Source organism: Methylobacterium terricola (assembly GCF_006151805.1).
Classification (GTDB): Bacteria; Pseudomonadota; Alphaproteobacteria; order Rhizobiales; family Beijerinckiaceae; genus Methylobacterium; species Methylobacterium terricola.
This window is the reverse complement of sequence record NZ_VDDA01000027.1, coordinates 37,310-58,685: the sequence shown is the minus strand read 5'-3', so window position 1 is coordinate 58,685 and position 21,376 is coordinate 37,310. Positions and strand designations below refer to the sequence as shown.

Genomic DNA, 21,376 nt, shown 5'->3' with positions numbered 1-21,376 from the left:
CTCCACCCGTGAGGCGCAGGCCACGGGCTTCCAGCCGCTGCCGCTGCGCTGGCGGATCGAGGCGACGTTCGGCACGCTCTCGACGCGCTACCGCCGCCTGACCCGCCACTGGGAGCACAGCCCAGCGGCGGCCGAGGACAGCATCAGTATCGCCAATTGCCATAGGCTCATGCAGGCCTATGAGCGGCACCAATACAGCTCTTCATAGTCAAACAGGCTCTCAGTGTTCGACGATTCGGCCCCTGCGCTCATCCGGACCGTCCTGGCAGATAGAGCATCGGATAGAGGAAGATCCACACCACGTCGACCAGGTGCCAGTAGAGGGCCGTCACCTCGACCTGCGGGTTCTCCTTGAGGAAGTTGGTGTCGCGCCAGCCCTTGATCGTGAGGCGCGTCACCAGGGCGATCCCGATGCTGAGGTGGATCGCGTGCACCACCGTGACGAGCCAGTAGAAGCCGAAGAAGATCTGGGCCGGAGCCTGGCTCAGCGCGAAATGCGCGCCCGGCACCAGATGCTTCTCAATGTCCTCGCGATATTCGAAGCCCTTGACGATAAGGAAGGCGAGGCCGAGCGCCGCGGTGGCCGCGAGGCACCCGAGCGTCAGGCGGCGAAACAGCCCTTTCTCGGCGGCTTGCGAGGCGACCGCCGTGGTGAGGCTGCTGGTGAGCAAGATCGCGGTGTTGAGGGTGCCGTAGACGATGTTGGTCTCGCGGCCCGCCGCCGCGAAGGCCTCTTGGTTGGCGAGCCGGGCTGCCGTGTAGGTCAGGAACAGAGCGGAGAAGAACAGGACTTCGCTCGCCAGGAAGACCCAGATGCCGAAGGTGGCGCCGTCGCGCTGGCGCGCGAAGGCTGTCGCGTCATCGGTCTCCAAGTCACTCCACGGTTCCCTAAGGCGAGCCTCGATATCGGCGCCGCTCATGTCAGCGACCCCCGCGAGGGAAGCCGCGGCTGGTCGTGGACCGGGGCGACCCCTTCCGGGTGGTAGTTGTAGGGCCCGCCCTGAACTTGGGGAGAGCCGAAGAAGTTCTGCCGCGGTGGCGGCGAGGCGGTGCGCCATTCGAGCCCGCTCGCGTCCCACGGGTTGTTCGTGGCGCGCTTCCCGAACAGCAGCGACCAGGTCAGGTAGCCGAGTGGCATCAGGTAGGCCACCGCCAGCACGGCGGCGCCGGCGGAGGAGAGCACGTTCCAGATCTGGAATTCCGGCGGGTAGACGTGGTAGCGGCGCGGCATCCCGAGATAGCCGGCGATGAATTGCGGGAAGAAGGTTAGGTTGAAGCCGAAGAACATCAGAATCGCGGCGAAGCGCGCCCAGTTCTCGGGATAGGTTCGCCCGGTGATCTTCGGCCACCAGAAGTGCAGGCCGCCGAAATAGGCTGAGACCGAGGCACCGACCATGATGTAGTGGAAATGCGCGACGACGAAGTAGGTGTCCTGGACGTGGACGTCGATCGGGATCGAGGCGAGGAACAGGCCGGTGAGGCCACCGAGCGTGAAGAGCCCGACGAAGCCGAGCGCGTAGAGCATCGGCGATTCGAACCCGACCTGGCCGCGGTAGAGCGTGCCGGTCCAGTTGAATACCTTGATGGCCGAGGGCACCGCCACGATGAACGACAGGAACGAGAACACCAGGGCGGCGAAAGGAGACATGCCGGAGGTGAACATGTGGTGGCCCCATGTGAAGAAGCCGATCACCGCGATCGCCACCAGGGCGTAGACCATGAAGGAGTAGCCAAAGACCTTTCGTCGCGCAAAGCAGGTGATCAGCTCCGAGACGACACCCATCGCCGGCAACACCATGATGTAGACGGCCGGGTGCGAGTAGAACCAGAACAGGTGCTGGAACAGGATCGGGTCGCCGCCGCGGGCCGGATCGAAGATCGGCAGTCCGAAGGTCCGCTCGGCGACGACCAGCAGCAGGGTCACGGCGAGGACCGGCGTCGCCAGCACGAACATCAGGCTCGTCGTGTACATCGCCCAGACGAAGAGCGGCAGCCGGAACCAGGTCATACCCGGTGCCCGCAGCAGGTGGACGGTCGCGATGAAGTTCACCCCCGTGGCGATCGACGAGAAGCCGGTGGTGAACACGCCGAGCACGGTGAGCGAGACCCAGGTGTTGGAGAAGACCGTGGAATAGGGGACGTAGAAGGTCCATCCGGTATCGACCCCGCCGAGCAGCAAAGCCGCGACGGCGAGCGATCCCCCGCCGACGTTGAGGTACCAGCTCACGAGATTCAGCTTCGGGAATGCGACATCCCGTGCGCCGATCATCAGCGGGACGAGGAAGTTGCCCAGCGTGTTGGGGATCGAGGGGATCAGGAAGAACCACACCATCACCACGCCATGCAGCGTGAACAGCTTGTTGTAGGTGTCGGCCCGCAGCAGGTCGGCCTCGGGGGTCGCGAGTTCGAGCCGCACCAGCGTGGCAGCGGCTCCGCCGATGAAGAAGAACACCGTGATGGTGATCGCGTAGAGGATCGCGATCCGCTTGTGGTCGGTGGTGAGGAGCCAGGAGCGGACGCTGTGCCCGTCGGCGAGATAGCTTACTGGCAGGCGCAGGTCGAGTTCGTCCGGGTCGGCGAGGCCGGTGGGACTGGCGGTGGTACTCATCGGGAGCCTCCGACTTTACGTTCTTGCCCCAACGGAACTTGGGCTTGCCCGATTTCCGAATGCTTATGCCCAAGTCGGGCAAGCCCGACTTGGGATGGGGGAAGGTAGGTGGCGGCGGCGCTCATGGCCGTACCGCCGTGCCCGCCGGAGCGGGCTGATCGAGCACCGGGGCGCCGGGTACCAGGGCGGGACTGCGCTGCCGCACCCCGCCCGGCACGTTGGAGCGAAGCTCCGGCGTCCCGAGATCCCGCACCACCGCCGGCTCGGAGCCGAGGGCGCGGATGTAGGCGGTGATCGCCTGGATCTCGCCGTCGTCGAGGAGGCCGGCATAGCTCGGCATCACGGGGGCGTAGCCCGCCACGACGTCGCGCTTCGGCTGGAGGATCGAGTCGCGGATGTAGGCGGCGTCGGCAGTGGCGAAGCGGCCGCCGTCGAGGGGGACGGGGCGCTCCCAGATCCCCGCGAGGCTCGGCGCGTGCACGGCCGAGCCCGGGGCGTGGCAGCCGGCGCAGCCGCGCTCCGAGAACAGCCGCTCGCCCTGGTGGGCGAGGTCGTCGCCCTCCGGCTGAGCCGACAGCCAGCTTGCGTAGGCCTCGGGCTCCATCACGATCACCCGGCCGATCATCCGGGCGTGGTCGGTGCCGCAATACTCGGTGCAGAGAAGGTGGAAGGTGCCAGTCTTGGTCGCCTGGAACCACGCCTCGGTCTGCTGGTCGGGCAGCACGTCGCGCTTCAACCGGAAGGCCGGGATGAAGAACGAGTGGATCACGTCCTGCGAGGTCATGATGAGCTTGACCGGCGCGTTCACCGGCACGTGCAGCTCGTTGATCTCACGGGCACCGTTCGAGCTTTGCGTCTTCCACATCCACTGCTTGGCGACGACGTGGATCTCGATGGCGCCCGGCGGCGCCGAATAGGCGCCGATCTCCGCCGAGGCCGCCCACCAGAAGATGAACACGAACAGGAAGATCGTCGCGGCGGTCCAGCCGATCTCGAACTCGCGCGAGACGATCTCGGGGAGGGGATGGCGGTTGATCTTCGAGCCGCGGCGGAAGCGGATCGAGAAGACCAGGACGAGCCCGATCACCAGGGCGAGGATCAGGGCCGAGGCGATGGTGAGCCCGATGAAGATCCGGTCGGTCAGCACCGCCTGGAGGGAGGCGGTTTCCGGCATGAGGCGGCCGAACATCAGCGCACCTCTTTCGGCGAGGGGGCGACGGTGCCGGGCGGGGGCAGGGGGCTCGCGGCGCCCCCGCGGCTGCCCAATGGCGGAATGCGCTCCGGCTGCAGCGGGGCGGCGTAGGCCTCCGCCCCGCGCTGGCTGAGACGCCGCATCGCCTCGGTCACCGGCATGCGGGCGATGCCGTGGGCTTGGTCGACCCACCCATAGGTGTCGAGGCGCCGGCGCTGGTCGGCGAGAAGGCGGGCGAGGTCGCCTTCCGGGTCCCGTTGGAGCGCGGGGCCGGGGAAGGTGCGGGCCGGCTCGGTGTCCGGGCTGGTGATCACCACGTCGCGATAGACGCGCAGGGCCGCCAGGGTGACAGCGACGAAGATCACGATGAACAGGCCGGTGAGCAGTACCGGCGCCACGTTGATGTCGGGCGCTTCTGGCGGCCCCTCGGCATGGCCAACCGCATCGTCGCGCACGGGTGCGGAGGCGTCAGACATGCCGGAGCCTCCATCCGAGCCGGCCGGCGAGGCGCAAGGCCAGGCGCGCGAGGACGATGAGGCCGGTGAGCCACAGGCTGGCGGCGACCGCCGCCACGCCGGCGCTCGGTCCCCAAGCCGGCAGCACCAGCCAGCAGACGCGCAAGGTGAGCCCGACGAGGACTAGCAGGCCGACTAGCCGCAGGGCCCCAGGGCTGCGGCGCACCGCCCCGACGAGCAGGAACAGGAACGGGACGAGGCCGCCGGCGGCCACGGCCACGCCGATCAGGGCCGGGTAGGGGCCGACCTCGCGCCGCAGGTAGTAGGCGGCCTTCGGCGGCAGGTCGCCGTACCAGGCGACCACGTAGGACATCAGGCCAACATAGAGCACGCCGAGCAGCGTCGCGAGGAGCAGATTGGCGAGGTCGGGCGCGGTCCTGCCGTCGAGACCGCGCGGGCTCGCGACGGCGGCGACGCTGAGCGCGGCGAGGACCTGGTGCAGGGCGATGCCGGCTCCGAAGGCCGAGGAGGTGAAGCGCGGCTCCAGTGACAGGATCCAGTCCACTGGCACAAGGCTGATGGTTAGGCCGTAGAAGGCGAGGCCGAGGCCAGCGACGAGCCGGGAGCCGCGCCCCGTGAGCACCAGCCCGGCCAGCACCGACCAGCCGAGGAGCGCGACAGCGCTGCGGACGATGAAGAGCGGCGGGTTGAAGTAGAGGGAGGCGACGCCCGGCTTCACCACGCCCGGATCGGCCGCCCACGGATAGAGCGCCGGGAGCGCCACCGCCACGCCGAGGAAGCCGAGGGCGGCAAGCGGCAGGAGCGCCGCGGTCGGCCGCAGGACCGGCGCCAGCGCCTCGCCCCAGCGCCCGCCGGTGATGCGGTGGACGAGCAGCAGCACGAGGCTGCCCGCGGGGGCAGCGCCGAAGGCGATCCAGGCGAGGAGCCAGCCGCGGGCGAGGGCTTCGGTCACGGGCGTGCCCCCGGGTTCGCCTCTGTGGGGATCGTGTCCGCCAAGCCCGGCACCTCGGCGACGCGGGCACCCTGGGAGAGCTGGAGGGCGCGGATATAGGCGGCGACCGCCCAGCGGTCCCGCGGCGCGACCCGGTTGGCGTAGCGGTACATCACCCCGTAGCCGTTCGTGATGACGTCGACAAAGTAGCGGGCCGGCGCCGCCCGCAGGCGGTCCTCATGGTAGGAGGGGGGCTTGGGGAAGCCGCGGGCGACGATCATGCCGTCGCCGTGGCCGGTGAGCCCATGACAGGGGGTGCAGATCGCCTCGTAGCGTTCACGCCCGCGCTGAAGCAGGGCGGCATCGATGGGGGGCGGGTCGTCGAGGGCCGAGTCGTCGGCGAGCGCCCCCTGCTGCACGGTGCCTTCTGGCGGCGTGCGGGCCTCGGCCCCGTCGGCCCACAGGTCGGCGCGGCGGTAGACGTCGTAGCGCTTCTGCTGCGTCATCGAGAGGTCGTCGCAGGCAGTCAGCAGCAGGAGCGACGGAAGGAGGATGTCGGGCAGGAGCCGGCCGGTCACGGATGCGTCTCCGCCACCAGCCCGGCCCCAGCCTCCTCGAGGAGCCGACGCAAGGGTTCCGGATCGCCCTTCGGCGCGACGAGGAGCAGGAAGCGGTCCTGGCTCGCCCGCTCGAATTGCGGCATCACGAACAACGGATGGTGCAGCCGCGGCAGCCCGCAGGTGGCGAGGAAGGCCGCAAAGCCCGCGATGGCGGCGGCCAGTACCCCGACCTCGAACGGCACGAGCACGAAGACTTGCCAGCTGTGCAGCGGACGGCCACCGGAATTGAGCGGGTAGTCATAGACGGCGCTCCACCATTGCAGGGCGTACATCGCGGCCGCCGTGCCAAATCCGGCGAGCGCCATGGCGGGCCGGATCCAGCGCAGGGCGGGATCGAAGGCTTCGGCGAGTTCTTCGAGCGGAAACGGCGTGAAGGCATCGACGGTGCGGTGGCCTTCGCTGCGGGCGCGACGGAAGGCGGAGACGAGGGCGTCGGGGGTGTCGAACTCGGCGAGGAGGGGCGTGGTCATGGCTGCGCCACCCCCTCGTCCCGCGCCAGCTGCCGGACCTCGTGCATCGAGACGATCGGCAGAAGGCGCGCCAGCCCCAGGAACAGGAAGGCGAACAGCCCGAGCGGCCCCACCAGGATCGCGAGGTCGTAGAGGCTGGTGTGGTAGGTCCGCCACAGCGTGATCGCGTGGCCATGCGAGAGCGTGTTCCAGACGATCAGGATCCGCTCGAGCCACATGCCGACGTTGATCAACACCGAGATTCCGGCGAGCCACCACAGGTTCCGCCGCACCCGACGCCACCACAGGGCTTGAGGCGCCAAGCAGTTGCAGAACAGGAGTGCGCCGTAGAGTGGGGCGTAATCACCGGTGAAGAAGTAGCCGATCACCGTGCGGTCGGCATGCTCGCCGCTATACCAGGCCGTGAACCACTCGGTGGCGTAGGAGAACGCCATGACGACGCTGGCAAACAGCATTACCTTCGACATGGCGTCGAAATGCGCCGGCGTGATCATCGCCTGGAGGCTCAATCCCCAGCGGATCAGGATCGCCAGCACTACCACCATGGCGAAACCCGAGAACATCGCCCCGACGACGAAGTAGGGTGGGAAGATGCTCTCCTGCCAGCCGGGCATCAGGCTCGCGGCGAAGTCGAGCCCGACGATCGAGTGCACCGAGCAGACCAGCGGCACGGCCAGCGCCGCCATGGTGAGGTGGTAGGTCTCGTAGGCGCGCCAGTGCCGGGCGGAGTTGCGCCAGCCCAGCGCCAGCGCCCCGTAGATCACCCGGCCGGCCCGCGTCCGCGCGCGGTCGCGCATGGTGGCGAGGTCCGGCAGCAGGCCGGTGAACCAGAACAGAGCGGAGAAGAGCAGGTAGCTCAGGATCGCCCAGAAGTCCCAGACCAGGGCCGAGCGCCATTGCGGCCAGAGATCCATGGTGTTCGGGTAGGGCGCGAGCCAGTAGGCGTAGAGCGGCCGCCCGAGATGGATGATCGGAAAAAGCCCGGCGATGGCGGCGGCGAACAGGGTCATCGCCTCGGCGAAGCGGTTGATTGAGGCGCGCCAGCGCTGGCGCGTCAGCAGCAGCATCGAGGAGATCAGCGTCCCGGCATTGCCGATGCCGATCCACCAGACGTAGTTCGCGATTGAGAAGCCCCAGACCACGGTGATGTTCACCCCCGACAGCCCGATCCCGACGGTCAGCACCGCCCCGATGGCGCCGAGCGTGAGCACGACAAAGGGCAGGGTGCAGAGCAGCGCGATCGCCCAGGCGCGGCCGAAGCCCGTCCGCTGGATCGGATCGGCGACCACGGCCGAGATCGCCCCGTAGCCGAGGCGCTCGGCGTCGATCAGAGGGTGGGGCTGCCCGCTCACGTCCGGTCCTCCGGCGCGGGGTTGCGCAACTCGGCGAGGTAGGTGGTGCGCGGCCGCGTATTCAGCTCCGCCATCAGGGCGTAGTGGCGCGGCTCGGCGCGCTGCGCCGCCACCGGGCTGTTCGGCGCGTTCAGGTCGCCGAAGCGGATGGCGCGGGTCGGGCAGGCGGACTGGCAGGCGGTCGAGACGTCGCCCATCGGGCGCCCGTCGCGCTCGGCCGCCTGGCGCTCGTTCGCGATGCGCTGGACGCAGTAGGTGCATTTCTCCATCACGCCGCGGGCCCGCACCGTGACGTTGGGGTTGCGCTGCGCCCGCACCGGCGCGGCACCGAGATTCGCGTATTCCTGCCCGTCGGCGTAGCCGAAGAAGTTGAAGCGGCGGACCTTGTAGGGGCAGTTCGCCTCGCAGAAGCGGGTGCCGACGCAGCGATTGTAGACCTGGAGGTTCAGCCCCTCGCCGTCATGGACCGAGGCCGCCACCGGGCAGACCGGCTCGCAGGGCGCGTGCTCGCAATGCATGCACGGCACCGGCTGGAACCCGGCCTCGATCCGCTCCGGCTTCCCTGCGTCGTAGATGTCGACGCGCAGCCAGTGCATCATCCGGCCGCGGGCGATCTCTTCCGGCCCCACCACCGGCACGTTGTTCTCGGACTGGCAGGCGATCACGCAGGCGTTGCAGCCGATGCACGCCATGGTGTCGATCACCATGCCCCAGGCATGGCCGTCGGCGTCGCCGGTCCAGGGGGCGAGCAGCGTGGGCTGGTCCGACCCGTTGCCCTTGGGCGCGGAGGAGGCCAAAGCCGCGAGGTCGATGTGCGGAAAGAGTTTTTCGGTCTCGCCCTCGATCTGGGTGTAGTTCTGCGTGCGCAGGATCGCGTGTCGTTCGTCGAGGGGCGTGAGGCTCCCGTCGCGGATGAGCCGCCCTGCGCTCTCCCGCATGAGCCGGTAGCCGTCGGTCCCGATGCCGTTGCCGATCTGCCCGGCACGGGGCCGGCCGTGGCCGAGGCTCAACCCCGCCACCCCGTCGGCGACGCCCGACACCACCGCCACCGGGGCGACGACCGAGATGCCGCGCACGGTGATGCTCACGCCCTGGCCGTCGTCAAGGCCGCGCCGCGCCGCCTCGCCGTGCGAGAGGAGCAGCGCGTTGCCCCAGACCTGCTTCGTCACCGGGTGCGGGCATTCCTGAAGCCAGGCGTTGTTGGCGAAGCGCCCGTCCCACAGGGCCGGGTCGGGCGTGAGAAGGAGGGCGAGGTCGGCCGGGGCGGGCGCCGGCGGCAGCACCGGCAGGGCGGGCTCGGGACCTGCGACCGGTGCGGCGGCGCTTCCCGGAATCGTCCCGTCGTGCAGGCAGCGGCGCCACCAGCCCTCGAACTCGCGGTCGTCCGGACGCCGGTGCTGCTCCCAGACCCCCTGCCAAGTCTCCCGCACGATGTCGTAGCCGCGCCGGGCCTCCGCGCCGGTGAGCAGGTTCAGGATCTCGTGTGCCGAGCGGCCGCCATAGAGCGGACGCACCAGGGGCTGGACCAAGCTCGCGGTTCCGTCGGTCGCCCGCAGGTCGGACCAGGATTCGAGGTCGTGGGCGAGCGGCAGGTGCCAGTGCGTCGCGCCCGCGGTCTCGTCGGCATGGGTGCCGACCTGGACGCTGAACCCCACTTGGCCCAGCAACTCCGGGAAATCGAGACCGGCCGGCGCGGTCTGGACCGGGTTCGTGCCGAGGATGGCGAGGCAGGAGACCCGATCGGCCGCGATGTCCTCGCACAAGCCCGCGAGGTTGCCCGGCGGATGGCCCGGCAGCTCATCGGGCGGTTCGATCCAGTCCACCGGCGCCGCGAGCCGGGCGTTGAGCCAGTGCGCGAGGGCGTGGAAACCGGGCTCCAGCGCCTCGCCCACGAGCACCACGGCGCGGCCGTGATGCGCCCGCAGATCGTCCAGGATGCTCGTCGCGAAGCGGCGCTCGTCATCCCGTAGGCTGGGCTCGGGCAGGCCGGCGCCGAAGCCGTTGGCGACGTGGACGAGAAGGGCGGCGGTCGTCGCCGGCGCCAGGGCGCGGCGCGCGTCGGCCTTGATGCCGGTGAGCGTCGGCAGGCCTTCCGCCACGAAGAGCCGACCGAACCGGGAGGGGTCGCGCCGGCGCTCCATCAGGGCGGAAGACAGGCGGATCTGGTCCGGCCCCGGCCCGAGGGGATCGGCCTCCAGGCAAACCACGATCTCGGCCCGGTCGAGGCGGGGCAGGGCGTGCAACGGGCGCCCGAAGGCCAGGACGGCGCCGGCCCGGGCGTTCGCCTCGTCGAGCGGCTCGTGGACGTGCCAGGCCGCCTCCGGCATCGCCTCCCGCAAGGCAGCAATCTGACGCAGCAGCGTCGGCGAGGTGACCCGCCCGGTGAGCAGCCTGAAGCCAGCGCCGCGACGGGCCCGCGCCTCGGAGAGCGGCCGGGCGTAGGCCTTGCCGAACGCCTCCCAGGAGGCGATGCCGCTCGTCCGCTCGCTCGGCGCGCGGGAGCGGTCGGGGTCGTAGAGATCGAGGATTGCGGCTTCGAGGAAGACGTCCGTGGCGCCGCGGCTGCCGGGATGGAGCGGATTGCCCTCGATCTTGATCGGCCGGCCGTCGACCGCGATGGCCTGGACGCCACGGGCGAAGCCGGCGAGGGAAAGTGCCGTGGCGTAGCGCGCCGTTACCCCGGGCAGGAGCTGCTCGGGCTGGCGCACGTAGGGCAAGATCTCCTCGTCCGGCCGGGAGCAGCCCCCGACGGCGAGCGCGATGCCGGCGCCGAGCAGCCGCAGCGCTTCGCGGCGGTGAAGGCCGGTCAGCGGTGGCATATCGAGCACTCGCTCAAGCGCGCCGGCGACTTCACGTGGTAAGCCGCGGCGAGGTGGGCGCCCTGCTCGGCCTGGTCGTCAGGCGGCGCCCAGGTCATGTCGAATACCGCCTCGCGCGGACGCAAGTTCGGCCCGGGATTGCGGTGGCAGTCGAGGCACCAGCCCATGGTCAGGGGGGCGACCTGCCGCACCAGCTTCATGGTCTGGATCGCGCCATGGCAGGTCGAGCACCCGACCCCCTTGGCGACGTGGACCGAGTGATTGAAGTAGACGTAGTCCGGCAGGGCGTGGACCCGCCGCCAGACCAGCGGCCGCCCCTCGGCGAGGCTGGTGCGGACGGGCGCCAGCATCGGCGCATTGGTCCAGATCTGCGAGTGGCAGCTCATGCAGGTCTCCGTCGGCGGGATGCCCGCGAAGGCGGCCTTCTCGACCGAGGTGTGGCAGTAGCGGCAGTCGATCCCGAGTCCGCCGACATGGTGCTCGTGGCTGAACGGCACCGGCTGCTCGCGGGTCACGTCCTGGGCGGTGGCGTAGGGCGAGCGCCACAGGGTGGTGGCCATCCCGACCGCGAGGACCGGAACTACGGCGATGCCTGCGAGGACCACGCGAGCCAGGGTGTCGGCACCAGGACGAAAGATCTGCGCCATTCCGCTTGTGGTCTCACCCCTCGATCCCAGGGAGGCGTTCGCACGCCGTGCCACATCTTATTACTCAGTATGTGTATACAGGTTCCATCGGCGGGGCGAGGAGCCGTCGCGGCGTCCGCGAAGGCGGCGAGCCGCCATCCCCGTCGTCCTGGCAGTCCCCGCGCTTGTCTGGAAACTCCGACGCATGCACATCGCACATGGCATGACTTGGCAGTATTCAACAATTAACCTGCTTTAAAATTGCGATATTTCCCGTTCAGAGGGCCGGAACGAGACAAGCCTGAAGCTGTTGGCCGCAAAAGGCAGAAAAGCCGCATCATGACGGTAGCCAAGCCATGACGTGGGACGTCGCCTCGCGAGGCTTGCGTCGACGATTTCCGGTATCGCGGATATCTGGGCGGATGCCGGAGCCGTCCCGGTCGGCGGGGGCGAGCGCCTCGTCAGCCTGTCGATCGCAGACGGAGGAACGCGGATGCACGGCGAAGAAGACACTGCCCATTACGACGGCCCGTCCGGCGGCTGGGGTTCCGTACGGGGCATCTCCCGGATCTTCGGCAAGGAATGGGCGACGCCGCTCGCCACCGAGACGCTGTTCCGGCAGAACAAGCCCAAGGGCTTCATGTGCGTGTCGTGCTCATGGGCGAAGCCGGCTAATTATCATCCCTTCGAGTTCTGCGAGAACGGCGCCAAGGCAACCCTCTGGGAGCTGACGACCCGGCGCTGCACCCCGGATTTCTTTTCCAAGCACACGGTCACGGAATTGCGGGAGTGGACGGATTACGACCTCGAGCAGCAGGGCCGCCTGACCCACCCGATGCGCTACGACCGGGCGAGCGACAAATACGTACCCTGCGGCTGGGATGAGGCCTTCCGGGAGATCGGATCGGAGCTGAGGCTCCTCGATCCGAAATCGGTCGTGTTCTACTCGTCGGGTCGCGCGAGCCTGGAGACGTCCTACCTCTACGCGCTGTTCGCCCGGCTCTACGGCTGCAACAACCTGCCCGACTCCTCCAACATGTGCCACGAGACCACGTCGGTGGCGTTGAAGAAGGTCATCGGCGCGGGCGTCGGCACGGTCGTGTTCGACGATCTCCAGAACTGCGACGCGATGTTCTTCTTCGGCCAGAACACCGGGTCGAACAGCCCGCGCTTCCTGCACCCGCTGCAGGAGGCCGCGAAGCGCGGCGTGAAGATCGTCACGTTCAATCCAGTGCGCGAGCGCGGCCTCGAATTCTTCACCAACCCGCAGAGCCCGGTCGAGATGCTGACGGGCAAAGAGACCCGCATCAGCACGCAGTACCACCAGGTCCGCGCCGGCGGCGACATCGCCGTGCTGATGGGGGTCTGCAAGCACGTCTTTGCCGCCGACGAAGCGGCGCGCCGGGAGGGCCGGCGGGTGCTCGACGTCGATTTCATCGAGCAGCACACGAGCGGGCTCGCGGCCTTCGAGGCGAAGGTGCGGGCGACCACCTGGGACGCGATCGAGCGTGAATCAGGCCTGAGCCGGCAGGACATCGAGGCCGCCGCCCAGGTCTACGTCGAGGCGGATCGCGTCATCGGCATCTACGGCATGGGCCTGACCCAGCACATGCACGGGTTCGAGAACGTCGCACTGTTCGTGAACATGCTGCTCCTGAAGGGCAATATCGGTCGCGACGGCACCGGCATCTCGCCGGTGCGCGGCCATTCCAACGTCCAGGGGCAGCGCACGGTCGGCATCACGGAGAAGCCCGAGCTGGTGCCGCTCGATCGCTACGCGAAACAGTTCGGCTTCGAACCGCCGCGCGACACGGGCATGAACACGGTCGAGGCCTGCGAGGGCATCCTGTCCGGCAAGGTGAGGAGCTTCTTCGGGCTCGACGGCAAGTTCGTGCGCGCCATTCCCGATCGCGACCGCATGGAGAAGGCCTGGACGACGATGCGCCTCACCGTGCAGGTCGCCACCAAGCTCAACCGCTCTCACCTCGTGAACGGGGAGATCGCCTACCTGCTGCCCTGCCGCGGCCGCACCGAGGAGGACGTGCAGGCGAGCGGACCGCAAGCCGTGAGCATGGAGGACACATTCAGCTGCATCTACGGCTCGCTGGGCCGCCGCACGCCCGCCAGCGAGCACCTCAAGTCCGAGGTCGACATCGTGGCGGGCTTCGCTAAGGCGACGCTCGCCCCCAACCCGAAGGTTCGCTGGGACGAGTGGGTCGGCGATTACGCGCTGATCCGCGACCAGATCGCCGAGACCTATCCCGAGCAGTTCCACGGCTTCAACGAGCGGATGTGGACGCCCGGCGGGTTCTACCGGGGCAACTCGGCCCGCGAGCGGATCTGGAAGACGAAGAGCGGCAAGGCCGAGTTCACGACGCCCGAGACCCTGTCGGCGACCGGGTGGCCGGACGCGCCCGGCCGGTACCGCCTGATCACGATGCGCTCGAACGACCAGTTCAACACCACCATCTACGGCTACAGCGACCGCATGCGGGGCATCGAGGGCACGCGCGACGTGCTCCTCATCAACCCCGACGAGATGCGTCGAGCGAACCTGCAGGAGGGCCAGGTCGTCTCGCTTGTCGGCGACGCCGAGGACGGGGTCGAGCGCGCGGTGTTCGGCCTCAAGGTGGTGCCGTTCGCGCTGCCCGGTGGCTGCCTCGGCGCCTACTATCCCGAGATGAACCCGCTGATGCCGCTCTCCCACCATGACGGGCCGTCGAAGACGCCGGCCGCCAAGTCGGTACCGGTGCGGATCCGGGCATCGGACGAGCTGAGCGATGGCATGGACAGGCGCGAGCCGCCGGGACACGCGACGCATCCGGTGTGACCGGCCCGACCCGGAAGGACACGAGGTCGGCGCGTCGCCGGGTCGAGGGGCCACCGACCGGTATACGACTTCTTCTTCGATAACGGCCCATAGACGCGCGACGAAGCGGAAGAGCTGCCTTAACCTGGATTAAAATATCGGAAAGATGATGCTTTGATCATATGTCAATCATGAGTGCGTCATGGTGAAATAGATTTGGAACATCGGTTCTGGCCGGCGGTTGCGTCAGCATATCGGCCAGGAGATCTCTTCATGAAGGCGGTCGTGTTCCACGGCGTCGGCGACATCCGTCTCGACGAGGTGCCCGAGCCGACGATCCAGGATCCGACCGACGCGGTCGTGCGGCTCACCGCCTCGGCAATCTGCGGCACGGACCTGCACTTCGTGCGCGGCTCCTTTGAAGGCATGGAGAAAGGCACCATCCTCGGGCACGAAGGCGTCGGCATCGTCGAGGCGGTGGGCCCGATGGTGCGCAACGTCCGGCCCGGCGACCGGGTGGTGGTCTGCTCGACGATCGCCTGTGGCTCCTGCGCTTATTGCCGCGCTGGCTACTTCGCCCAGTGCGACAATGCCAATCCGGGTGGCAGACGCGCCGGCACGGCGTTCTTCGGTGGGCCTAAGCCGACTGGGGCGGTGAACGGAGCTATGCGGGGATTTGGGTGACGAGGCTGGTCAGGCGGCGCGGTGATCTGGGCTCGCGGTGACCTCGGTCCCATCCCGGAAGATGACGCCGGCCACCACTTTCGGCAACTGGTTCTCGCCTGTCAGCCGCCTCCAGGTCTTGGCAGCCGCCATCACGAGCTTGAACACCATCAGCTTGGCGGTCGTGGGCGAGGGCGCCCCCTTCGTGCGCACTGTCCGATGCCGGACCGTCGCGAATACACTCTCGATCGGGTTCGTCGTTCGCAGGTGATCCCAGTGCTCCGCCGGCATGTCGTAGAACGCCAGCAGAGCTTCCCTGTCTTTCATCAGGCATTCGGTTGCACGGGGATACTTCACCCCGTACTTCTCCACGAACACGTCCATCGCCACCTCGGCTTGCGCCCGCGTCGACGCACCGGAGATCTCACGCAGATCCGCCTTCATCGCCGATTGCACGGACTTGGGCACCTTGTTGAGGACGTTGGCCGTCTTGTGTTGCCAGCAGCGCTGGTGGCGCGTGCCGGGGAAGACCTCGTCCAGTGCCTTCCAGAAGCCCAGAGCCCCGTCTCCCACAGCCAGCGTCGGCGCCACCAACAACCCGCGCCGCCTCACATCGACCAGCAACTCCCGCCAACTCTGCGCACTCTCGCGCACCCCGACCTGGAAGCCAACCAACTCCTTCCTGCCTTCCGGCGTGGCGCCGATCAGGACCAGCATGCACTCGGCCTGATCCTCCATCCGGGCCTGCAGGTAGATCCCGTCAGCTCAGACGTAGACGTAGCGGCGCGCCGAGAGATCGCGTGCCTGCCAGCGGGTGTACTCGTCAGCCCACGTCGCGGTCAGCCGCGTGACGACGGCCGGCGACAGGTTCGGCGCATCCTTGCCCAGGAGGGCAGCGAGCGCCTCCTGGAAGTCGCCCGTCGAGATCCCGCGCAGGTACAGGACCGGCAGCAACGCATCCAGGCTGCGGCTACGCCGCGCCCAGCGTGGCAGCAGGGCCGAGGAGAACCGGATCCGCTCCTCGGGGCTGGTCGCGCCACGATCGCGGATGCGCACCCGCGCCACCGGCACTGGGCCGATGCCGGTCTGGATCGCGCGCTCGGCGCCGTGCCCGTGGCGCACCAGGCGGGCGCGCCCGTCCGCCAGCCGTAGATCCTGCATGGCGGTCAGGAAGGCTTCGGCCTCGAGTTCGACAGCCTGGGCGAGCAGGCGGCGGGCGCCAGCCCGCAGCACCTCGGTCAGGGGATTGTCGATCTCCTCAGGCTGACGAAGCCGCACGATGTTGGTAGGGCTGTACATGGCGTATCGCTCTCGTTGAGAGGTTCTGGCAGGCTCGACACCCGCCTCGATACGCCGCCTTCACACCAACCGCGTCACCCATTCTCCCGCATAGCTCCAGCCCGTCGAAGCCCTTGCGCATGTCGGTGTGCCCGGTGGCCAGCCAGACGCGCGAGCCGGACGGGACCGGGATCATCGGCCGAGCAGCGCGGCGATCGCGCCCTGGAGGAGCGTCAGGTCCGCCCCGGCTGCGGCCCGCACCCGATGCCCGCCGGCCAGCTCGATCTCGATCAGGCCCGACCCGGCCGGCACCTCGGCTGCCGCCGGAGCCGGGGGCGGCAGGGCGAGCGGGATGAAGGTCGGTGGGGCAGCCGCAGCCGAGGCCTGCTGCTCGGCCAGCAAGGCGCGCCGCCACCGGAATAATAGGCTGGAGTGCAGACCGTGCCGGCGCGCCACTTCCGAGGCGGTCGTGCCGGGATCGTCCGCCTCGGCCAGGATGGCGCGCTTCTGCTCGCGCGACCAGACACGGCGCGTGCCCGCAACAATGACGTGAGGAGAATTGGACATAGGTCCAGACACAGGGCCGATACAGCGCCATCTGGCGCCAGCACCTGTATCCAGAGCAAAGCACTACACGCACAAGGCGGCCGTCACCGACTTCCTTTTACCCACATCCTGGCGATGTCTGGGCGAGGGCGGCTCCGAGCGCAATGTCTGTGAGGCGTGCAAAGCCGCGCCACATGACGAGGTTGCCGGGCGGCGGATCGCGTGAGCGGGCGATGTAGCCGCCGAGGCGCGCGATCTTCACCACATAGGCAAAGAGGGATCGCTCACCGGCTGGCAAGTCCGGTACGAGGCGGTCGAGCAGCGCGATCTCGTGATCGGTCACGGCCAGGTGTGGGTCCGCGCGCGGCGCCGAGCGGCCGATCATGGTCGTCCAGAACACCCGCCACGCCAGGATGCAGTACACCGCGATGAGCTTGACCAAGCGCTCCTCCGTCCGCAGCCGCGCGTGCTCGGCACGGCAGCCTTTCTTCAGGATGTGGTGAAACACCTCAGCGCGGCATCAACGCCTCGGTGATGCTGACCGAGGAGGCGGTCAAGCGCGTCGCGGTGGGCAAGGAGCGCACCGACATCACCCATGCGACGATCGAGTAGATCACTGCTCAGGTGCAGGAGAGCGGTAAGCTCTCGGTGGCGTTTCCTTTTACCCACATGCATGGTCAAGCTTGGAGCGTTGCGGGATCGGCCTCACCGGTGATGGGTTGAGAGGCACCTGAACCCTTGGAAGACGAGGTGTTCCATGCCCGTTGCCACACGGTGCTGGTGGGAAGAGGAACTCGCCGGTAGCACCTTCGCCGATGCCCGCCTCGAGCATCGGCTGCACCGGCTCGTCGGACAGATGGACCGTAGCCTCGGCGCCAGCCTGCCGTTTGCCTGCCAGGACTGGGCCAGCATCAAAGCCGCATACCGTTTCTTTTCCAACGAAAGGGTCAGCGAGGCGCAGATCCTGTCGGGTCACTTCGCATCGACACGCGAGCGTGTGCGGGCCAGTGAGGGCCCCGTATTGGTCCTCCAGGATACGACCGAGTTCACGTTCCAGCGCGAGAGCCATGAGGCCGTCGGGATCACCCGCACCGTCACCACGGGGCGCGACAAGGCAGGTCAGGTTCGCATGCACACGCTGTGTGGCCTGCTCATGCATGCCTCGCTCGCGGTGACCACTGACGGCCTACCGCTCGGGCTTGCGGCGGTGAAGTTCTGGTCGCGGCAGAAGTTCAAGGGCACGAATGCGCTCAAGCGCAAGGTCAATCCGATCCGCGTATCGATCGAACAGAAAGAGAGCTTCCGCTGGCTGGAGAACGTTCGCCAGTCCACATCGCTGTTTGCCGCGCCGGACCGTTGCGTACATGTCGGTGACCGCGAGGGCGACATCTACGAACTGTTTTCTCTGGCCCATGATCTCGGCACGCACTTCATCGTGCGCAGCTGCGTCGATCTGCTGGCCGGTGACTGCCAGCACACGATCGCCAACGAGATGGATGAGGTCGCCGTCCAAGGCCTTCATCGGGTCGAGGTTCGCGATCAGCGAGGGCGGCTCGTCACCGCCTCGGTCGAACTCCGCTATCGCCGCATCACGGTTTTACCGCCGATCGGCAAGCAAAAGCGATATCCCCCGCTGTCACTCACCGTCCTACACGCACGTGAGCCCGACACGCCAAAGGATCGTCCAGCGATCGACTGGCGACTGATCACCGACTTGCTCGTGGACAGTCCTGAGCAGGCCGTCGAGAAGTTGGATTGGTATGCCCGGCGCTGGAAAATCGAAATAGTCCTTCCGCAACTGACAAAAGCGTCCGCGCTCACCGTCCGGGCCGACGGGAACCACGTAGCGGATCTCGACCTCGGCCTCGGTCACCACGACCCGATCGACGAGTAGTTCGATCAATCGGCGGCGCTGCGCGAAGTCGGCGCCGGCCAGACCATCCTGGACGCGACGGCAGAACGCTTCGGCTGATCCCGCCCAGCCGACCAGCTGCGCCTGTCTGTCGACTTGGCCCTCCAACTGCTCGGCCTGCGCCGCCAGAGCCTGCAGGTGCTCCTCCGCCACGCGGCGGCGGCGTTGGTACTCCGGCAACGGGATGATCCCCTGCAGGTAGGCCTCCGTCAGGCGCTCCACCTGCTGCTCGAGCCCACGGCGCCCCTTCCGCAGCTGATCGCGCCGGGCCTGCAGATCCTGCGGCAGCCAGCCGCCGCCATGGGCGCGGGCCAGGGCCGCGGCGATCAGCTCGGGCTCGCTCAGCAGAGCACACAGATCCTGCCAGACCAGCGCATCGAGCTGATGGGCCGGCGCGTAGCGCGCTGGGCAGGGCTGCGCGCGGCCGCTGCGGCCCGGATGCCCCTTGGCGCGGCACAGATAGTAGTCGTAGCCGGGATGGATCGTCCGGCACAGGCAGCTCGACTGGCAGACTCCGCAGCTCACCAGGGCGCGCAGCAGGTAGCTGTACCGGGTGTTGTGGCGTCGGGCGAAGGCGCGGTTCTGCGCCAGCTTGGCCTGCGCCTGCGCGAACAGCGCGGGGCTGACGAGGGCCGGGACGGTGGCGACCGGCAGCCATTGCTCCGCCGGTACCGGCACCGACGTGGTCGAGGGGCATCCGATCGGATGCGTCGCCGAGCGGCGGATGCGCGGGGGTCGGCTGCGCCACCGGCCGGCGAAGACCTGGCCGGTATAGACCGGGTTCGTCAGCAGGCCGCGCAGCGAGGCCGAACTCCAGCGGGGGCGGCCGGTCGGCGAGACGATGCCGAGAGCCCGCAGGTGGTTGGCCAGGCCGAATAGGCTGGCCTCCTCCTCGACGTAGCGGGCGAAGACCTGCTGGACCACGGCGCCCTCGGCTGGCTCCAGCCGAACCCCGGCCGGGTCGCGCGGCCGGTCGGGATCGAGCCGATACCCGTAGGGCGCTCGGGTCCAGGGGAGCAGGCTGCCGGCACGCAGGCGCATCTGGCGTCCTCGCCGCATCCGTTTCGCGATCAGCGTGCGCTCGTACTCTGCCACGGCACCGCGGATCTGCAACAGCAGCTGGTCGTGCGGATCCCGTCCGATCGGACGATCGAGGAACGCCACCTCGCATCCGAAGCGTTCGAGTTCCTGCAACACGATCATAATCTGGACGTAGTTGCGCGACAGCCGGTCGGGATCGGTGATCAGAACCTGATCGATCTCGCCGGCGCGCACGGCATCGCGCAGCCGGTCCAGACCAGGCCGGTTCAGCGTGGCTCCACTCTGACCGTCATCCCGGAAGATGGCGCTGTCGTCCAGAGCGGTGTTCTGTGCTTGCAGATGGACCCGCAGACGGTCGAGCTGCTGATCGATGGTCTGGGCCTGGGCCTGGCGCGCCGTCGAGACCCGCACGTAGACAGCTGTCCTCATGGCTTGCCTCCTCTGCGAGGGGGAAGGCAATTTGCATCGCTGCCGGTGGGGCTTCGGGTGATCCCCAGCTCAGAATGAGGCCGTAGGCCCGATCCCACCGCCGGGCTGCGTCCGGCGTGGTCGTGGTCTGACGGCGGATCTGCCAGTGGCGACGCATGGGCACCTCCCCGATCGCTCTCCCGATCGAGATCTGCCCTCTGGCTGGCCGCAGTGCAGCCGCGCCGACGCGATGGCCGACGCCACCACGTCAGGACAAGCTGCGCCGTGCGCACCAGACAAAACCTGTCGTTTGTGATCAGACCATTGAATGTCGCCGAGGATCGCCCGGACCTGCCCGGTCGCCTCCTTGGCCTGGTCGGCGAGCGCCTTCATCTCGGAGGCCACCGCCGCTAAGCTGCGCCCGCTCTCGCCCGCCGCCGCCGCCTCGATGGCGGCGTTGAGTGCCAGGAGATGCGTGCGCTCCGAGACGTCGTTCACCGTGGCGATGATCTCGCCGATGGCCTGCGTCTTCTCGCTCAAGCTGACGATGTTCTCGGCGACCGCCTCGCTCTGCTCGCGGATCGCGTCCATGGCGCGGGCCGTCTCGCCGAGGGCGCGAAGCCCGGCGCTCGAAGTCTGGGCGGTGGCTTGGGCGGTGGCGATCACCTCCTGCGCGCGCTTGCCGATCTGGGCGCCCGCATGGGTGATCTCGTCGACGGTCGCGGCGGTCTCCTGCACGGCGGCGAACTGTTCCTCGACGCTCGCGGCTTGCTCCTGGGCTGAGGCGCGGATCTCGGCCGCGTCCGCGTTGAGGTTCGAAGTCGAGGCGCGACTGGTCTGAGCCAGATCGGTCAGGCCTGCCACCATTGAGTTCAGGGTCGTGCCAAGCCGGCCGATCTCATTCCGGCTCCTTACGGTGACGCGACCCGTTAGATTGCCCATACCGACGTGTTCGACGAAGGCCATCACGGTTCCGAGTGGTCGGACGATTAGGAGATTGATAGCAATGCCAATGGCTGCGCAGATCAGAAGCGTGAGCAGTGTGCCAAACCACAGCGTCAGGTTTGCAGCACGCTCAGCCTGTGCGAGACGCGCATTCTGCGTCACGCGATTGGCTTCTTCGACAGTCTCGATGGCGGCGAGCTTTTCACGGAAGGCGTCGAACAGCTTCTTGCCTGAACCATCGGTCTCGATGCGAACGGCTTCGGCCCGCGTTGCCAAATCATCTGCCTTGCCGATTGGTGCTTCGGCGATATCGTGCTGCCACGTGCGAGCCGCCGTGGTGGCATCGGTCAGCAAGCGCGACGTCTCGGTATCTCCACCAATCAAGGTGCGTAGGTGCTGGACTGCTTCATCCAGGGCTGGTCGTCCTGCACGGTACAGCTCCAGGCTACTCGTGCGGCCTGTCAGCAGGTAGCCCCGCAACCCCGTTTCCTGATCGACCATGGCGGTGCGAAATTCGCCCAGGGCCCGAAAGAGCTGGCTCGAGCGACCGCGCGCCTCGGTGGCGACGTGCAACTGATCCAGGGAGAACAGGACCGCACCGCTGCTGGGCAGCGAGATGACAGCGGTAGCCGCGATGGCGCCACCGAGCGAGCGGTTGAGGCCGTGGGAGTTGGGCATGC

The 21,376-nt window shown here is 68.2% G+C and carries 16 protein-coding genes and 3 pseudogenes; 4 read left to right on the top strand and 15 right to left on the bottom strand.

Features of this window, described 5'->3' with window-relative positions; translation table 11 throughout:
* Positions 1-208 (top strand): annotated as a pseudogene (locus FF100_RS30600) (IS5-like element ISMpo5 family transposase); the annotation flags it as partial.
* Positions 209-248: 40 nt separating this feature from the next.
* Here FF100_RS30600 and FF100_RS30595 read toward each other — a convergent pair.
* The 10 genes from FF100_RS30595 to FF100_RS30550 all read right to left on the bottom strand — a co-directional run bounded on the left by FF100_RS30595 (position 249) and on the right by FF100_RS30550 (position 11,115).
* Positions 249-920 (bottom strand): cytochrome c oxidase subunit 3, encoded by a 672-nt coding sequence (locus FF100_RS30595; RefSeq protein ID WP_139039788.1) that lies wholly within the window; start codon positions 918-920, stop codon positions 249-251.
* Positions 917-2,608: a cytochrome c oxidase subunit I gene (gene ctaD / locus FF100_RS30590; protein ID WP_139039786.1), complete on the bottom strand. Its 1,692-nt coding sequence runs from the start codon at positions 2,606-2,608 to the stop codon at positions 917-919. The genes FF100_RS30595 and ctaD overlap by 4 nt, the downstream gene beginning before the upstream one ends.
* 121 nt (positions 2,609-2,729) lie before the next feature.
* On the bottom strand, positions 2,730-3,797 hold the full coding sequence (gene coxB / locus FF100_RS30585; RefSeq protein ID WP_139039785.1) for a cytochrome c oxidase subunit II: 1,068 nt from the start codon (positions 3,795-3,797) through the stop codon (positions 2,730-2,732).
* Positions 3,797-4,276 (bottom strand): hypothetical protein, encoded by a 480-nt coding sequence (locus FF100_RS30580; RefSeq protein ID WP_139039783.1) that lies wholly within the window; start codon positions 4,274-4,276, stop codon positions 3,797-3,799. Before FF100_RS30580 ends, coxB begins: the two co-directional genes overlap by 1 nt.
* Positions 4,269-5,228: a hypothetical protein gene (locus FF100_RS30575; protein WP_139039781.1), complete on the bottom strand. Its 960-nt coding sequence runs from the start codon at positions 5,226-5,228 to the stop codon at positions 4,269-4,271. Before FF100_RS30575 ends, FF100_RS30580 begins: the two co-directional genes overlap by 8 nt.
* Positions 5,225-5,785 carry a c-type cytochrome gene (locus FF100_RS30570; protein ID WP_246102567.1) on the bottom strand — a complete coding sequence of 187 codons (561 nt, stop codon included), beginning with the start codon at positions 5,783-5,785 and terminating at the stop codon, positions 5,225-5,227. Before FF100_RS30570 ends, FF100_RS30575 begins: the two co-directional genes overlap by 4 nt.
* On the bottom strand, positions 5,782-6,297 hold the full coding sequence (locus tag FF100_RS30565; RefSeq protein ID WP_139039779.1) for a DUF3341 domain-containing protein: 516 nt from the start codon (positions 6,295-6,297) through the stop codon (positions 5,782-5,784). Before FF100_RS30565 ends, FF100_RS30570 begins: the two co-directional genes overlap by 4 nt.
* Positions 6,294-7,649 carry an NrfD/PsrC family molybdoenzyme membrane anchor subunit gene (nrfD, locus tag FF100_RS30560; protein WP_139039777.1) on the bottom strand — a complete coding sequence of 452 codons (1,356 nt, stop codon included), beginning with the start codon at positions 7,647-7,649 and terminating at the stop codon, positions 6,294-6,296. Before nrfD ends, FF100_RS30565 begins: the two co-directional genes overlap by 4 nt.
* Positions 7,646-10,468, bottom strand: a complete 2,823-nt coding sequence (locus FF100_RS30555) for a 4Fe-4S dicluster domain-containing protein (RefSeq protein WP_139039775.1) — start codon at positions 10,466-10,468, stop codon at positions 7,646-7,648. The genes nrfD and FF100_RS30555 overlap by 4 nt, the downstream gene beginning before the upstream one ends.
* The gene (locus FF100_RS30550; RefSeq protein ID WP_139039773.1) at positions 10,456-11,115 is read right to left on the bottom strand and encodes a cytochrome c3 family protein; all 660 of its coding nucleotides are present in this window, start codon (positions 11,113-11,115) and stop codon (positions 10,456-10,458) included. The genes FF100_RS30555 and FF100_RS30550 overlap by 13 nt, the downstream gene beginning before the upstream one ends.
* Positions 11,116-11,587: 472 nt before the next feature.
* Between FF100_RS30550 and FF100_RS30545 the strand changes: the two genes are divergently transcribed.
* Together FF100_RS30545 and FF100_RS30540 are read left to right on the top strand one after the other, a co-directional pair.
* On the top strand, positions 11,588-13,924 hold the full coding sequence (locus FF100_RS30545) for an FdhF/YdeP family oxidoreductase (RefSeq protein ID WP_139039771.1): 2,337 nt from the start codon (positions 11,588-11,590) through the stop codon (positions 13,922-13,924).
* Positions 13,925-14,176: 252 nt separating this feature from the next.
* A complete protein-coding gene (locus FF100_RS30540; RefSeq protein ID WP_205825078.1) occupies positions 14,177-14,587 on the top strand; it encodes an alcohol dehydrogenase catalytic domain-containing protein in 411 nt (136 codons plus the stop codon).
* Positions 14,588-14,596: 9 nt separating this feature from the next.
* Here FF100_RS30540 and FF100_RS30535 read toward each other — a convergent pair.
* The 3 genes and pseudogenes from FF100_RS30535 to FF100_RS30520 form a co-directional block, all read right to left on the bottom strand.
* Positions 14,597-15,865, bottom strand: a pseudogene (locus FF100_RS30535) (IS256 family transposase).
* A 171-nt stretch (positions 15,866-16,036) separates the two neighbouring features.
* A complete protein-coding gene (gene tnpA, locus FF100_RS30525) occupies positions 16,037-16,411 on the bottom strand; it encodes an IS66-like element accessory protein TnpA (RefSeq protein WP_139039769.1) in 375 nt (124 codons plus the stop codon).
* 97 nt (positions 16,412-16,508) lie between these two features.
* Positions 16,509-16,832, bottom strand: a complete 324-nt coding sequence (locus FF100_RS30520; RefSeq protein ID WP_139039767.1) for a hypothetical protein — start codon at positions 16,830-16,832, stop codon at positions 16,509-16,511.
* 315 nt (positions 16,833-17,147) lie between these two features.
* On the opposite strand from FF100_RS30520, the gene FF100_RS38135 reads away from it, so the two are divergent.
* Positions 17,148-18,284, top strand: a complete 1,137-nt coding sequence (locus FF100_RS38135; RefSeq protein WP_139039765.1) for an IS4 family transposase — start codon at positions 17,148-17,150, stop codon at positions 18,282-18,284.
* Positions 18,285-18,668: 384 nt separating this feature from the next.
* Here FF100_RS38135 and FF100_RS38130 read toward each other — a convergent pair.
* Positions 18,669-19,772 (bottom strand): annotated as a pseudogene (locus FF100_RS38130) (recombinase family protein); the annotation flags it as partial.
* A gap of 69 nt (positions 19,773-19,841) precedes the next feature.
* Positions 19,842-21,374: a methyl-accepting chemotaxis protein gene (locus FF100_RS30505; RefSeq protein WP_246102565.1), complete on the bottom strand. Its 1,533-nt coding sequence runs from the start codon at positions 21,372-21,374 to the stop codon at positions 19,842-19,844.
* Between the last annotated feature and the right edge of the window lie 2 nt (positions 21,375-21,376).